At 38.0% G+C, this 16,624-nt stretch carries 12 protein-coding genes; all 12 read right to left on the bottom strand.

The features are described 5' to 3' along the window. Nucleotides 1-491: 491 nt before the first annotated feature. Nucleotides 492-4,769 (bottom strand): DNA-directed RNA polymerase subunit beta', encoded by a 4,278-nt coding sequence (gene rpoC, locus L1283_RS27620; RefSeq protein ID WP_070566328.1) that lies wholly within the window; start codon nt 4,767-4,769, stop codon nt 492-494. A 71-nt stretch (nt 4,770-4,840) separates the two neighbouring features. Continuing rightward, nucleotides 4,841-8,650 (bottom strand): DNA-directed RNA polymerase subunit beta, encoded by a 3,810-nt coding sequence (rpoB, locus tag L1283_RS27615; RefSeq protein WP_046672286.1) that lies wholly within the window; start codon nt 8,648-8,650, stop codon nt 4,841-4,843. 168 nt (nt 8,651-8,818) lie between these two features. Continuing rightward, complete coding sequence (rplL, locus tag L1283_RS27610; protein ID WP_002992785.1) at nt 8,819-9,196, bottom strand: 50S ribosomal protein L7/L12; 378 nt, start codon at nt 9,194-9,196, stop codon at nt 8,819-8,821. Between the two features lie 78 nt (nt 9,197-9,274). After that, nucleotides 9,275-9,793, bottom strand: coding sequence for a 50S ribosomal protein L10 (gene rplJ / locus L1283_RS27605; RefSeq protein ID WP_046672239.1), 519 nt, complete (start codon nt 9,791-9,793; stop codon nt 9,275-9,277). A 2-nt stretch (nt 9,794-9,795) separates the two neighbouring features. Next, nucleotides 9,796-10,494, bottom strand: coding sequence for a 50S ribosomal protein L1 (gene rplA / locus L1283_RS27600; RefSeq protein WP_046672240.1), 699 nt, complete (start codon nt 10,492-10,494; stop codon nt 9,796-9,798). A gap of 22 nt (nt 10,495-10,516) precedes the next feature. Further along, the gene (gene rplK / locus L1283_RS27595) at nt 10,517-10,960 is read right to left on the bottom strand and encodes a 50S ribosomal protein L11 (RefSeq protein WP_286775308.1); all 444 of its coding nucleotides are present in this window, start codon (nt 10,958-10,960) and stop codon (nt 10,517-10,519) included. Nucleotides 10,961-11,314: 354 nt separating this feature from the next. After that, nucleotides 11,315-12,427, bottom strand: coding sequence for a hypothetical protein (locus tag L1283_RS27590; RefSeq protein ID WP_286775307.1), 1,113 nt, complete (start codon nt 12,425-12,427; stop codon nt 11,315-11,317). A gap of 299 nt (nt 12,428-12,726) precedes the next feature. Further along, nucleotides 12,727-13,833 carry a hypothetical protein gene (locus L1283_RS27585; RefSeq protein ID WP_145329983.1) on the bottom strand — a complete coding sequence of 369 codons (1,107 nt, stop codon included), beginning with the start codon at nt 13,831-13,833 and terminating at the stop codon, nt 12,727-12,729. A gap of 462 nt (nt 13,834-14,295) precedes the next feature. After that, on the bottom strand, nt 14,296-14,721 hold the full coding sequence (locus tag L1283_RS27580; protein ID WP_376747257.1) for a CPBP family glutamic-type intramembrane protease: 426 nt from the start codon (nt 14,719-14,721) through the stop codon (nt 14,296-14,298). Nucleotides 14,722-14,952: 231 nt separating this feature from the next. Then, on the bottom strand, nt 14,953-15,123 hold the full coding sequence (locus L1283_RS27575; protein WP_368072491.1) for a DUF3267 domain-containing protein: 171 nt from the start codon (nt 15,121-15,123) through the stop codon (nt 14,953-14,955). A gap of 194 nt (nt 15,124-15,317) precedes the next feature. Then, nucleotides 15,318-16,166: a TraB/GumN family protein gene (locus tag L1283_RS27570; protein ID WP_157698365.1), complete on the bottom strand. Its 849-nt coding sequence runs from the start codon at nt 16,164-16,166 to the stop codon at nt 15,318-15,320. Between the two features lie 19 nt (nt 16,167-16,185). Next, the gene (locus L1283_RS27565) at nt 16,186-16,317 is read right to left on the bottom strand and encodes a hypothetical protein (RefSeq protein WP_262896115.1); all 132 of its coding nucleotides are present in this window, start codon (nt 16,315-16,317) and stop codon (nt 16,186-16,188) included. Nucleotides 16,318-16,624 lie beyond the last annotated feature (307 nt).

Here is a 16,624-nt window from a genome sequence, read left to right as displayed (position 1 = left end):
CTGAACTTCCAAAAACTTTTTGAAGTTTTTTTTCTTTTCCCTTTTTTCGATTTCCGCGTTTAAACTTAAACCGGGCGGGATTTTTGATCCTGCCAGACTTCTCTTAAACCCTTCTTTTTTCATGGCTCCTTCTCTCGAAGTAACCGTCCCTCCCTTGCGGAGTGGTGCAAAGATAGGGAGTTTTCGGGCAGACTTCCAAGCCTTTTGTTTATTATTTTTTAATATTAAAGTTAACTAACTGTAACATTGAACGATTCATTTAAGATAGCTATGCTTTAAACCGTCCTATCAGGTAAAATTAACCAATTAAACGGCCAAGCTGCTTGCTATAAATTTCAGTTCGCCCCCTTCCTTAACAAGCAATTTCACCGCTAAAAAAGCAAGCTAAATATATTTTACGACCTTCTTCAATATCATATAAGGTCGTTATCGAAACAAAAAAGGTCCAGACGAATGTCTGGACCTTCCTATATAAAATAATCGAGTAACGATTAATCTTCTTCTTTCGAAGCCAACAATTGATCGTACTCCTCGCGAGAGCCCACGATTAAATTGCTGTATTGACGGATACCTGTACCAGAAGGGATCAAGTGACCAACAATTACGTTTTCTTTCAAACCTAATAAGTTATCACGTTTACCTGCGATAGCAGCCTCGTTCAACACTTTTGTAGTCTCTTGGAAAGAGGCAGCAGAGATGAACGATTTCGTACCCAATGAAGCTCTGGTAATACCTTGCAACAATGGACTTGAAGTAGCCGGAATTGCTTCACGAACTTCAACAAGTTTTAAGTCACGACGTTTCAGACTAGAGTTCTCTTCTCTCAACTTACGTAAAGAAACAATTTGTCCCGGACGTAAATTATTAGAGTCCCCTGCATCAACAACAACTTTCTTGTCAAACAAAGAATCATTTTCTTCCATGAAATCCCATTTGTTAACGGCTTCTTTTTCTAAGAAACGAGTATCTCCTGGATCTTCGATGTTAACTTTTTGCATCATTTGGTGAACGATCGTCTCGAAGTGTTTATCGTTGATCTTCACACCTTGCAGACGGTATACCTCTTGGATACCATTCACAATGTAATGTTGCACTGCTGATGGACCTTTGATCGACAAGATATCCGCAGGAGAGATCGAACCATCTGATAATGGCATACCAGCTTTCACAAAGTCATTATCCTGAACAAGGATATGTTTAGAAAGAGGTACCAAGTATTTCTTGATTTGACCATCACGAGACTCGATAGACATCTCACGGTTACCACGTTTCACACCACCCAATGTTACCACACCGTCGATTTCTGTTACTACAGCAGGGTTAGAAGGGTTACGTGCTTCGAATAACTCCGTTACACGTGGTAGACCACCTGTGATATCTCGCGTTTTACCTGTAGAACGAGGGATTTTAACGAGGATACCACCTTCTTTCACTGTTACACCATTAGCAACTGCAACGTGGGCGCCTACCGGGATATTGTAGGTACGAATAACCTCTCCCGATTTATCAAGAATCTTGATGGATGGGTTTTTCGTTTTATCACGTGTTTCAATAATTACCTTCTCTTTGTGACCAGTTTGCTCATCTGACTCTTCACGGAAGGTAACACCTTCGATAATTGCGTCAAATTCAACTTTACCAGCAAATTCAGAAATAATTACTGCATTATATGGATCCCATTCGACCAATTTATCGCCTTTAGCTACTGTACCGCCATCCTCAACGAACAACTGTGAACCATAAGGGATATTTTGTTGGAATACGATTTTATTATGTGCATCAATGATCTTAACCTCACCAGAACGTCCTAAGACTACCTGATGTGTGCCATTATCGTTTGTTTGCGAAACAGTACGTACGTTTTCAAATTCGATTTTACCATCGTATTTAGAAATGATACTTGAATCAGCAGCAATGTTCGATGCCGTACCACCCACGTGGAATGTACGAAGTGTCAACTGTGTACCTGGCTCACCAATTGATTGAGCGGCGATAACACCCACAGCTTCACCTAACTGAACACGCTTACCTGACGCCAAGTTACGTCCGTAACAACAAGCACAAACACCACGCTTAGACTCACAAGTTAATACCGTACGAATCTCAATTCCTTCGATACCTGCTTTTTCGATAGTTTCGGCAATTTCCTCAGTGATATCTTCATTTGCAGAAACGATCAATTCGTCAGTATCCGGATGAAGAACATCATGCAATGGTGTACGACCCAAAATACGATCGAACAATGGTTCAACAACATCATCATTATCTTTCAATGCTGTTGTATAAATACCACGTAAACCACCACAATCTTGTTCCACAACGATCATATCTTGCGCTACGTCATGTAAACGACGTGTCAAGTAACCCGCATCCGCTGTTTTCAATGCTGTATCGGCAAGACCTTTACGCGCACCGTGGGTAGAGATAAAGTACTCCAATACGGACAAACCTTCTTTAAAGTTTGACAAGATCGGGTTTTCGATAATCTCACCACCAGAAGTACCTGATTTTTGAGGTTTCGCCATCAAACCACGCATACCACATAACTGACGGATCTGCTCTTTCGAACCACGGGCTCCAGAATCCAACATCATGTAAACTGAGTTGAATCCTTGGTTATCATTCGAAAGAATATCCATAACGTGTGCCGTCAATCTGTTGTTGATACGCGTCCAGATATCGATGATTTGGTTGTAACGTTCGTTGTTTGTAATGAAACCCATGTTATAGTTATTCATTACTTCTTCAACCTCGTTAGTTGCTTGTTGAATCAATTCAGCTTTCGCAGCAGGAATGTTCAAATCTTCCAAGTTGAACGAAAGACCACCTTTGAAGGCCGTTTGATATCCCAATTCTTTCATATCATCCAAGAACTGTGCTGCACGGGCCATACCCGTAGTCTTCACAATTTCACCGATGATATTACGCAAAGATTTTTTCGTAAGCAATTCATTGACAAATCCCATTTCGTCAGGAACAACTTGGTTGAAGATCACACGACCTACAGTTGTTTCTAATAAGGTATCAACGATGCTACCATCTTTTTGTCTAACTTTTGTTTTTACTTTAATCCAAGCGTGAAGGTCAATTTGCTTCTCATTTAAAGCGATGATAACCTCTTCAGCCGAATAGAAAGTCATATCTTGACCTCTTACGATGTGATCGCCAGCAGTTCTACGGCCTTTAGTAATATAGTAAAGACCCAATACCATGTCTTGAGATGGTACTGTGATTGGAGAACCATTCGCAGGGTTTAAGATATTGTGCGCACCTAACATTAAGATTTGGGCTTCCAAAACTGCAGCATTACCAAGCGGTAAGTGGACTGCCATCTGGTCACCGTCAAAATCGGCGTTGAACGCTGTACACACTAATGGGTGTAATTGAATAGCTTTACCCTCTACTAATGTAGGTTGGAAAGCCTGAATACCCAAACGGTGAAGCGTAGGTGCACGGTTTAGCAATACAGGGTGACCTTTCAATACATTTTCAAGGATATCCCATACCACAGGATCTTTACGATCAACGATTTTTTTAGCTGATTTTACTGTTTTTACAATACCACGCTCGATCATCTTACGAATGATAAACGGTTTGTAAAGTTCTGCAGCCATATCTTTAGGAAGACCACACTCGTGTAATTTCAAGTGAGGACCTACAACAATTACCGAACGAGCCGAATAATCCACACGCTTACCTAACAAGTTTTGACGGAAACGACCTTGTTTACCTTTCAAAATATCAGATAAAGACTTCAATGCACGGTTACCTTCTGTCTTAACAGCGTTCACTTTACGTGAGTTGTCAAACAAAGAGTCTACCGCTTCTTGAAGCATACGTTTTTCGTTACGTAAGATTACTTCAGGAGCCTTGATTTCGATCAAACGTTTTAGACGGTTGTTACGGATAATCACACGACGATATAAGTCATTCAAATCCGAAGTCGCAAAACGACCACCATCCAAAGGCACTAAAGGACGTAATTCAGGTGGAATGATTGGAACGATTTTCACAATCATCCATTCTGGACGATTCTCGATATTTTCACGTGAACTACGGAAAGCCTCAACCACATGAAGGCGTTTTAACGCTTCATTTTTACGTTGTTGAGAAGTTTCGTTAGCAGCTTGGTGACGTAAATCGTATGACAATTGATCCAAATCAATACGTTTCAACAAATCTTCTAACGCCTCAGCACCCATCTTGGCAACGAATTTTTGAGGATCGTTATCGTCTAAATATTGATTTTCTTTTGGTAAGGTATCTAAAATATCTAAATATTCTTCTTCAGTCAAGAAGTCCATAAAGTTGATACCATCTTCTTCTTTAATACCAGCTTGGATAACCACATAACGTTCGTAGTAAATGATCATATCCAATTTCTTGGTAGGAAGTCCCAATAAATAACCAATTTTATTAGGAAGAGAACGGAAATACCAGATGTGTGCAACAGGAACAACCAAATTGATGTGTCCCATACGCTCACGACGTACTTTTTTCTCAGTTACTTCAACACCACAACGGTCACATACGATACCTTTATAACGGATACGTTTGTATTTACCACAGTGACATTCGTAGTCCTTCACAGGACCAAAAATGCGCTCACAGAATAAACCGTCACGTTCTGGTTTGTAGGTACGATAGTTAATCGTTTCCGGTTTTGTAACTTCACCACTTGAGCGTTCCAAAATAGTTTCTGGAGAAGCCAAGCTGATCGTAATCGAAGTGAAGTTGCTTTTAATTTTATTATCTTTTTTGTAAGACATACTTATTCAAAAGTTAAAGCTTTATAAAGAAGCTTTGAAGGACTAAGCCCTTCAAAGCCCTATTTGCTTAATTAATCCAATGTGATATCTAGACCCAATCCACGTAACTCGTGTACCAATACGTTGAACGATTCTGGTACCGATGGTGTCGGAAGGTTGTTACCTTTTACGATTGCCTCGTAAGTTTTGGCACGACCAACCACGTCATCCGATTTCACAGTCAAGATTTCTTGAAGGATGTTAGACGCACCGAATGCTTCCAATGCCCAAACCTCCATCTCACCGAAACGTTGACCACCGAATTGCGCTTTACCACCCAGAGGTTGTTGTGTGATCAATGAGTACGGACCGATTGAACGTGCGTGCATTTTATCATCAACCATGTGACCTAATTTCAACATGTAGATTACACCCACTGTCGTCGGTTGATCGAAACGGTCACCTGTCAATCCGTTGTACAAATATGTACGTCCAGATTTTGGTAGGCCAGCTTTCGCAACCCAATCTTGTACCTGATCCATTTCAGCACCATCAAAGATAGGTGTAGCAAATTTCACACCCAATTTTTGACCTGCCCAACCCAATACGGTCTCGTAGATCTGTCCCAAGTTCATCCGTGAAGGTACCCCTAGTGGGTTCAACACGATATCAACTGGTGTTCCATCTTCTAAGAATGGCATATCCTCATCACGTACGATACGTGCAACGATACCTTTGTTACCGTGACGACCGGCCATCTTATCCCCTACTTTCAACTTACGTTTTTTAGCAACGTAAACTTTAGCCATCTGCACAATTCCTGATGGAAGTTCATCACCGACAGATACTGCGAATTTATCACGTTTGAATGAACCTAACTCTTCATTAATCTTGATATTGTAATTATGAAGAGCCATTTTGATCAACTCGTTTTTATCTTCGTCAGTTGTCCATCCCATTGGGTTGATGTTGTTGTAATCTAATTCAGCCAGGATTTTTTGCGTAAACTTAGCTCCCTTAGCAACCAACAACTCTTTATAGACATTGTATACCCCTTGGCTTGTTTTACCATTCACGACAGTGAATAATTTTTCAACCAAACGATCTTTCAATGATTTAACTGCTCTATCGTGAGCAACCTCTAGTTTCTCTAAAGTTTTACGCTCAACCTCTTTAGACATTTTCTTCGCACGCGAGAATAACTTCGTATCAATAACAACACCTTTTAATGATGGTGGAGTTTTCAATGAAGCATCTTTCACGTCACCAGCTTTGTCACCAAAGATTGCACGTAATAATTTCTCTTCTGGAGAAGGATCTGACTCACCTTTAGGTGTGATTTTACCAATTAAGATATCACCACCACCAACTTCAGCACCGATACGGATAATACCGTTTTCGTCTAAGTCTTTTGTCGCTTCTTCAGATACGTTAGGAATATCAGCTGTTAACTCTTCTTCACCACGTTTTGTATCACGAACTTCAAGTTCGAATTCTTCAATGTGAAGAGAAGTAAACCAGTCTTCTTTCGCTACACGCTCAGAAATTACGATCGCATCCTCAAAGTTATATCCTTGCCAAGGCATGAATGCTACTTTCAAGTTACGACCTAATGCCAATTCACCATTTTCAGTTGCATAACCTTCACATAATACCTGTCCTGGTTCAACTCGTTGACCTTTCTTAACGATAGGTTTCAAGTTCATACATGTATTTTGGTTGGTTTTCTTGAATTTGATCAATTTATACGTTTTGACATCATCATCGAATGATACAAGACGATCATCGTCGTTTCTGTCGTAACGGATTTTGATTTCATCAGCATCTACATATTCTACTACACCATGACCTTCCGCATTGATCAATGTACGTGAATCTTTCGCTACACGACCTTCAAGACCAGTACCTACGATAGGAGCTTGTGGACGCAATACAGGCACGGCCTGACGTTGCATGTTCGATCCCATCAATGCACGGTTGGCATCATCATGTTCCAAGAAAGGAATTAATGAAGCCGCAATAGATGTAATTTGGTTTGGAGCAACGTCCATATAATCAAGCATATTAGGCTCGATAATTGGGAAGTCACCCTCATATCTGGCTTTCACTTTCGCATCTTCGAAATTACCTTTGTCATCATACAAAGCATTCGCTTGTGCGATTGTTTTACCATCTTCATCCTCAGCAGATAAATATACGACTGGCTCGTCAACCACAACAACCCCATCTTTTACCTTACGGTAAGGAGTCTCGATAAATCCTAAGTGGTTAATTTTCGCATGTACAGCCAATGAGGAGATCAAACCGATGTTTGGACCCTCAGGAGTTTCAATTGTACAAAGACGACCGTAGTGTGTATAGTGAACGTCACGAACCTCGAAACCTGCACGCTCACGAGAAAGACCACCTGGACCTAAAGCTGACAAACGACGCTTATGCGTAATTTCAGCAAGAGGATTAGTCTGGTCCATGAACTGAGACAACTGGTTTGTACCAAAGAACGAATTGATTACGGACGAAAGTGTACGAGCATTAATCAAATCGGTCGGCGTAAACACCTCATTATCACGAATGTTCATACGCTCACGGATTGTACGGGCCATACGAGATAGACCTACACCAAATTGAGCATATAATTGTTCACCTACAGTACGTACACGACGGTTTGACAAGTGGTCAATATCATCTACTTCAGCTTTAGAGTTGATCAAATTGATCAAATACTTCACAATCGCAATGATATCCTCACGGGTTAATACTTTCGTATCGTCCGGAGTTCCCAACTTCAACTTACGATTGATACGGTAACGACCTACATCACCTAAATCGTAACGTTTGTCAGAGAAGAATAAACGATCGATGATACCACGAGCAGTTTCCTCATCTGGTGGTTCAGCGTTACGCAATTGACGATAGATATGTTCTACCGCTTCTTTTTCTGAGTTGGACGTATCTTTTTGTAAAGTGTTATATATAATAGAATAGTCCGCATTGTTTGATTCATCATCTTTCGCTAAGATAATAGACTTAACGCCAGCTTCGATAATCAAATCAATGTGATCTTCTTCTAGAACAGTTTCACGCTCAAGGATAATTTCGTTACGGTCGATAGATACAACTTCACCTGTATCCTCATCCACGAAATCTTCTACCCATTTTTTCAATACCCTAGCCGCAAGACGACGACCAACATATTTTTTAAGACCAGATTTACTAACTTTTACTTCATCCGCTAAATCGAACAATTCTAAGATATCTTTATCCGAATCGTAACCGATAGCACGCAATAAGGTCGTAACTGGGAATTTCTTTTTACGGTCGATGTACGCATACATGACGTTATTTACGTCAGTTGCAAATTCGATCCAAGATCCTTTGAAAGGAATTACCCTTGCAGAATAAAGTTTAGTACCATTTGTGTGTCTACTTTGACCAAAGAAAACGCCTGGTGAACGGTGTAATTGCGATACGATGACACGCTCTGCACCATTTACCACGAAAGTACCTTTAGGAGTCATATAAGGGATAGTCCCTAAATATACATCCTGAACAATAGTTTCGAAATCTTCGTGTTCTTCATCATTACAAGATAACTTTAACTTAGCCTTTAAAGGAACGCTATAAGTCAAGCCGCGCTCGATACACTCTTGGATATCATAACGTGGTGGATCAATGAAATAATCCAAAAACTCTAGCACAAAAATGTTTCTTGAATCAGAAATAGGGAAGTTTTCCGAGAATACCTTGAACAGCCCTTCCTGATGGCGGTTGTCAGAAGTAGTTTCTAATTGAAAAAACTCCTTGAAAGATTCCAATTGCACATCTAAGAAATCTGGATATTCCAATACTTTCTTACTTGTCGCAAAGTTTATTCTTTCTTGTTGAATATTATTGTTTGCCAAGGGAATATGAATTTTAGTTTTAAAAAAACTGCGCTTACACTTATGCTGTAAACCACCTTTCCACTGTGCCCAGCATATACACAGCATAGTGGCGTATTGATATAAATAGGAATAGACTCTGACGAAAAATCGTCAGAGTCTAAACCTTTTCGGGCTAATTAGTTGAGATTATTTAATCTCAACAACAGCACCAGCTTCTTCTAATTGTTTTTTCAAAGCTTCTGCTTCGTCTTTAGATACACCAGCTTTTAATTCTTTAGGTGCTCCGTCAACTAAATCTTTAGCTTCTTTCAAGCCTAATCCAGCTAAATCTTTAACCAATTTAACTACAGCTAATTTTTGACCACCAGCTTCTTTCAAGATAACGTCAAATGAAGTTTTCTCTTCTGCAGCAGCAGCACCACCTTCAGCTGGAGCAGCAGCTACAGCAACAGCAGCAGCAGCAGGCTCGATGCCATACTCGTCTTTTAAGATATCAGCTAATTCTTTAACTTCTTTTACTGTTAAGTTAACTAACTGTTCAGCAAGTTGTTTTAAATCTGCCATTTTATTTTGAATTTTTGAATGTACTTTATAAAAATTGTTAATTAAATTGTAACGAATGTTTCTGTTCTAGAGGATTCGTTAACCTCTTTCTTCTAAAGCTTTTACTAAACCTGCAACAGTATTTCCTCCTGATTGAAGAGCTGAAATAACATTTTTCGCAGGAGATTCCAAGGCTGCGATAACGTCCGCAATAAGTTCGTTTTTAGATTTAAGATTAACTAATGCAGTTAATTGATTATCTCCAACGAATGCAGTTGCTTCAATGAAAGCCGCTTTTAACAACGGTTTTTCACCTGATTTACGCAATTCTTTGATTAATTTCGCAGGCGCATTAGCGACTTCTGAAAACATCATTGTAGACGCTCCTTTAAGCGTTCCAAAGATTTCTTCTTCATCAACACCAGCTTCGATTAATGCTTTCTTGATTAAAGTGTTTTTTACAGCTTTAATCTCGATGCCTTGTTCAAAACATTTACGACGAATGTTATTCACTTTTTCAACTGACAACTCAGCAGTATCGGTAATGTAGAAGTTACCGTAAGATTTAATCTGTTCGGCCAAAGCTAGAACAATTTCTTGTTTTTCTTCTTTTCTCATGATTAAATACCTGCTACTGATTTAGTCTCAATATGAATACCAGGACTCATAGTTGAGGAAATGTGAATACTTTTAAAGTAAGTTCCTTTAGCTGCAGATGGTTTCAAACGAGCTAGAGTTTGTAATACCTCTAGTGCGTTATCATATATCTTATCTGCATCGAACGACGCTTTACCAATAGAAGTATGGATGATACCGGTTTTGTCAACTTTGAAATCGATCTTACCACCTTTTACATCTGTTACAGCTTTACCAACTTCTGTTGTAACTGTACCAGTTTTAGGGTTAGGCATCAAGTTTCTTGGACCTAAAATACGACCCAATTTACCAACTTTAGCCATAACACTAGGCATAGTAATAATGATATCAACGTCAGTCCAACCACCTTCAATTTTGCTGATGTAATCATCTAAACCTACGTAGTCTGCACCTGCCGCTTTAGCTTCTTCTTCCTTATCAGGAGTACATAAAACTAAAACACGAACAGTTTTACCAGTACCGTGAGGTAATGTTGCAATACCACGAACCATTTGATTTGCTTTACGAGGATCTACGCCCAAACGAACGTCGATATCCACAGAAGCATCAAATTTGGTCAATGAGATTTCTTTAACTAAAGCCGAAGCTTCTTTCAAAGAGTATGCTTTACCAGCTTCAATTTTGGATAGTGCCGCTTTTTGATTTTTTGTTAATCTAGCCACTTTTCTTAAATTGATTTCTTAATTAATTGTTCCAAGGAGCATTACCTGATACAGTAATACCCATACTACGTGCTGTACCAGCTACCATTTTCATAGCAGCCTCTACAGTAAATGCATTTAAATCAGGCATTTTATCTTTAGCGATTGTCTCAACTTGTTCCCAAGTGATAGCCGCAACTTTTTTACGGTTAGGCTCGCCAGATCCACTTTTTAATTTCGCAGCGTCTTTCAACTGAACTGCTACCGGTGGAGTCTTGATGATAAAATCAAATGATTTATCAGCGTAAACTGTAATGACAACAGGCAATATTTGACCTGGTTTGTCTTGCGTACGAGCGTTAAACTGCTTACAGAAATCCATGATATTCACACCTTTAGCACCTAATGCAGGTCCTACTGGAGGTGAAGGATTCGCAGCTCCGCCCTTAACTTGTAATTTTACTAACGCACTGACTTCTTTTGCCATTTTGTTTTGAATTTAATTTTGTTAAATGTCTGTTAGTAAGTTGGAAGCAAATAACGTAACATTCATCGGCCAGGACGTAACACCCCAACCGAGGTGCAAAGTTAATAAGAAGATTTGAATCCTGCAAGTATCTAACTTTTAATTTTTCAGGAATTTATACTTTTTTTAAAAAGCTGGCATCCATTCGTTTATTTTTCAAATATATCACCGACCTCTCTATTCACCCCGAGCATAAAAGCCATCAAAACTATTTACAAATACAATAAAAAAAACACTAATAACCAACGTATATAGCATGTATTTCATCGGGTTAGGTTTCAATTTTTGATAATTCGATGGTAAGCTCCGATAAGGCTACTCTTTAATTTTTAAAATATTTCCCAATTGATCTTTAATCCCTTTAGGCAAAGCGGGGATTCCGTAGCTATCGAGATCATTCCAATAGGTGCGCTGATAATCACTGCTTCCTTTCAGAAATATACTTTTTGCAAATTGCTTTTTGTATTCAGTAAATTGATTTGTGGAGATATACTCCTTTTCAAGCACATAAAATTCATCAGATGACTCTATCGGCATATTTTCAGCTTGGCTCTTTTTCTTAACGCTAGCGACAGCTGACCTCACGACACTGACCAAATGATCCATTGTTAAATTATCCGGAGTTACATGCGCATACGTTTCTATCGTTACGCCACTATGTTGACGGCCCTGTATTTTAAATATCTTTCGGTCAATTGAGGTACCCGGCGCTACCCGATTTAGATATACCTGCCCTTTTCCCTCGTTGGAAACTTGTACAAAGCCCATGTTTGTACTCCCTTGTTTTATAAACCGCCGACCTTTATCCTTCTCCAACCGAAATCCTTTCGGCAACTGATAGGCGATCGAAGTGTTTTTAAGATTGATCACGCTTGGATTATAGGAAAAAAAAGTTCCCATCTTATCTGCGAGATCTTGCGTAGCACCTTTATTTTCAAAAATGCGGTACCCCTTCAGAATAAACCGAACCTTTTCTTTCTTATTCTTTAGTGGAATATAATACGAAATTATGCCATCGACAAAATATCCCATCTTATCATTAAGTAAAGCAAGGTTCCGAAAATACCCTTTTAAAACAACATAGTCAGCCTTACTCCGATCGCCTATCGCTACCTCATCAATCTTAATTGATCGGGGAACTATTTTGATCTTGCCCATCGTCTTTACTTCCGAAAAAGGCACCATCAAGCTACTATAGGCAACATGCTGAAAAGTTAGATTCACGGTTTTTTCCTGTTTCAACGAATCCAACACAACTTCTCCGGCTATATTTGTTGCACCAAGTAAGCTACCGTTATCCGCATACAGATTGACACCACTTATAGGTTCCTGTGTTAGGCTATCAATGACTTTAATTTGTGCATTGGCCAAGACAGAAATCATCGTTAATATCCCGATAATAAATCCTATTCTTATTTCAAATTTCATTTCAGTCCTTTTTATTTGGCCTTTATTAATTAATTAGGGATTAACAGTATCCAATAATCTTCTATAATTCTACTTATTTATTTCTGGTCCTATTATACCCTTCATTAAATGCATCAATAAAGGCGCTACTATTCATGATGACATAAACGATGAGAGCGAGCACCACTACTACTGCTGCAAATTTTAAAAGTTTCTTAATTTCCATAATTATTTAGATTTAACTATTGTCCCAAAAATAGACATTATGATATAGTTGTACCACAACCTGTGGTTACATAGCGACAAATTACCGTTAAATATCAATTAATCAATTGGAGATTTTCACCAAGTTGTTTTACCAGTCCATCGTTGATCGCTGGAATATGATAGTCTTCCAACTTCTCCCAAAATCGTGTCTTATAATTGCTTTTTTGGAGCGTTGTGTAAATACTCTTCGTCAAGCCCTTTTGATTAGATTTATATTCCTCTTCCGTTATATACCCATTCTCCATGACATAAAATTCATTAAGTATCTCACAAGGGATATGGCCGTATTCCTTTTTGCGTTTTAAAGACGCAACAATATTTTGGTAAAGGGCTGTTAAATTGAAAGGCGTCATGCTGTTTAATTCGGTTGCATTATAATTTTCAATTGTAACCTCGTGAAACGTCTTCGCCTCTAGGCTAAAAAGTTTTTCATTCACTACAGTATCTGGCAACACCTTATCCAAATACAATTGAACATTACTTCGATCAGCATCTGTCGTCAGGTGCCCTACCTCATTTCCTTTTTTCAACAAGCGAATACGGCTAGACGTATCGTTTTCCTTAACGAGATCATTTAATCGATCCGCTAATTTTCTATTATCTATTTCCGTAATCCTAGGAATCTGGAAGAAAGATCGCATTTTTGCATTATAATCCTTAGCGACAATAGAATCTACAAACACACGATAATCAATCAATCTATATTTAGGTTTACCCTTCTTCAACGGAATATAAAACTCTACAATTCCGTCCGAAAAATACTTATACTGATGATCAAATGTCTCTAGGGAGCGGAAATACCCTTTCAATACCACGACTTCTTTTGGCTTTGCCGTAACAGTGACTTCTTTTAAGACTTGAGGTCTTGACTCCAAAAAATATAGTTGTTTATCGTCCAGCGATACTAATGAAAAGGTTTTGTTTTCATAGGAGATATGTTGTACCGTAACTGCTAATGGTAGTTTTTGCTTCTTCACTCCATTATCGAGAAACTGAGTTACACCAGTTTTATCTGTAAATCCAATCAATGTCCCTTTTTCATTGTAAATATTTAATGAGGGAATTGGCAACTTATTCTGAGCGCCGACAAACTGTATCTGCGCTTTGCATAATAGCCCGGCTAACAAACAGATCAGAATAAATGTAAATTTTAGTTTCATATGCATAGTCAACCTACTAAAAGGCTACTATATTGGCCATGCCTGTAGCGCAACTCATTATTTTTATACCTATATTTTCATGAGAACGGCTATAAAGCTCACCAATAGATGTAAACCCAATCCATAGATAAAATCAATTACTATCAAGCTATAACCTGTTGCTCTAAGTAACCAGATCAAGCCCTTTTCACCAGAGAGGTGTCCAGCTCACACAGTAATAAAGCAACCCTGATCTTTGATCAAATTCGGAATAATCGTTATCCAGTTTATATTCAGAATTCTGTTAACTTTACTTTGTTCGTAGCATACATCTTTTATAAAGCTCAACTATTTAGATTTCGCTCAAATATAGCAACATTTTGGCTCCAATCAGAAACACCATTATAAAATGTACAATGTAGCTTATCCCCCATCAATTTCGACTATTTTTTTGGAAATCGATTACTGCACGCCAAAATTTTCTTATCTAAAATATTTATGGATAAAAACCATTAGATTAATAATAGCATGTAGCAATGTGGTATGCCAAAGTCCTGAACCTTTATTCTTAAACTCCATAATAAAAAAGAATAAGACTAAATTTATACCCATCAAAAAAGTATAAATGAAATAATAAGAGCTATATAAATGAGTCAAAGCGAAAAGAAGGGCAGAAATTAAAACTATCCATATTTTTTTCTTTTTAAAAAAAACATATGTAGACAGAAGTTTTACGGGTATAAATTGAAATAGTAATGTCTCAAAAAATGGCCCTAAAATTAGTGCATATATGAATATTTTCAATATACTTTGATCTCGAGTTACCGCATTTGAAACCGATTCAAACTTGAATAAATCAATAAGTATTACGTGACACAAAACATCAATACTCAGATAAGAAACTATCATAAGAGTATATAAATAAAGCACAGGTAATTTCAACAATCGATTTATATATTTTGACATGTATTTCCTTTTTGATGAAACTGTATGATAAGTCTATATGGATAAACCTTTACAACAGTAAGTTATGAAAGAATAATTTAACCAGCTAAAACGGACAATTTTCACATCGTAAATTGTCCGTTTTTCATTTTAGATAGTGATCTTAAGCGACTTCATAAGTTATAAATTAAAACTTTAAGGCATAACTACACCTAACATATAAGGTCTTACCCGTAACGGTTCTTTGCAATGAGCATATGGGGTGAGCATTTTCCAAATAATTCCAAACTTTATAGATTTGAAACCTTGCTTCGCAAAGGATACGAATACAATACCATGAATCAATTCATTAAGAACGACACCGATAATAATGACAATGCCATAAACCCATCATGCATTCGAAACTTTATGATATAGGCGATCTTTAATTGCCGCCAGCTCTTTCTTTAGATCCCACAATAAATAAAAGGGCACTCCATATAAAACGATGAGACCATCGAAAAACAATAAGCGTATTCTATCAAGGGACTATACTTCCTTTATCTCAAAAAATAACAATCCTAATCAATTGCCGTCAAGCTATAACCTTTTGCTCTAAGTAACGAGATCAAGCCCTTTTCACCAGACAGGTGTCCAGCTCCCACAGCAATAAAGCAACCCTGGTCTTTGATCAAATTCGGAATAATCGTTGTCCAGTTTATATTCCGCCCTGTCAAGAGCTTTTCTTTCTGTTCGACAGACATCCATGTAGGATCCTCAATCAATGCAGTTAATTCTTTGAGGTTTTCATTTTTATAGGCATTGACCATTTTGGCCGTTAGAGCGGGATATTTATCCAACTGCAATACCCAGTCCATAAATAACTTTGGCGTAATCAAGTCTTTCAATAACCCGAATTGATAATCTGCTGTTTCAAGTTCGCCAATTGTTTTACCCTGAGCGGAGGCCAGAGCCGATAGCTCAATTTCATATGATTTCAACTTTGTTGGATCAGGACAATTAAAGCCTTTCATTGAAAATAAGGAAGCCATTGTTACCGGTGAAACATGATCCAATAATTTAATTGAAAGCTGCTGTGCCAACAAGACGCTATCCATTTTACGCACTTCGCTATCGGTAAAGTTTTTAATAAAACTAGGGTCAGGTACGGCAAATGCCTGTAGGACCTCCATATTTTCAGGTTTCGACAGATCCACTTCAAATACGACTTTCTGACTCGAATTAAGCGCATCCAGGCATTTTTGTTTGATCTCAAAATCGTCAGGGCACAACATGTGGATCGTACCAAACAGATAGGAATCTTGTTTAAGTCCATTTCCCGAGATTTTCCACAGCATCGAATTCCCCTGCGCAAAACCACTAAAAGTGATTATAAAAAAAAGTAATAGAAGAATAAAGTGTTTTTTCATCCGTTTAAATTTAAGGTTTTTATTTATTTTTGGCCGCATTAAAACCATCTTCAAATCCTCGAATAAATTCGCCGACATTAGATAGCAGATAGACACAAAATGCCAGAATAGCTATTATTACTACAAATAATAAAATTGTTTTAGTTTCCATAAATATTTAGATTTAGTTACTGTCCCAAAAATAAACATTAGGATATATCTATATTACAAGGGTGAGGCTAAAGGAAAAATTAGGAAGTTAAGAATTTATCACACAAGTATTTAGACTAGAATCTCAGCTCAAATATCGTTTTGTAATCACAAATCCGCTGGATTAGTAACCTTTTTCAAAATAAAGCAACCTCCCTCAGTAGGATGATCAAGTTAAGCTGCGCCCGTTTGTTTAGACAGAAATTTCTAATTTTTATATAGTATTTTCTGTTTTAGGGCTGAAAATGGAAATAACTTTTTGGCTCTTG

It is taken from the genome of Sphingobacterium sp. HSC-15S19 (assembly GCF_050433745.1).
Classification (GTDB): Bacteria; Bacteroidota; Bacteroidia; order Sphingobacteriales; family Sphingobacteriaceae; genus Sphingobacterium; species Sphingobacterium siyangense.
The sequence above is the reverse complement of the archived record's forward strand: the minus strand, read 5'-3'. Positions and strand labels throughout refer to the sequence as shown.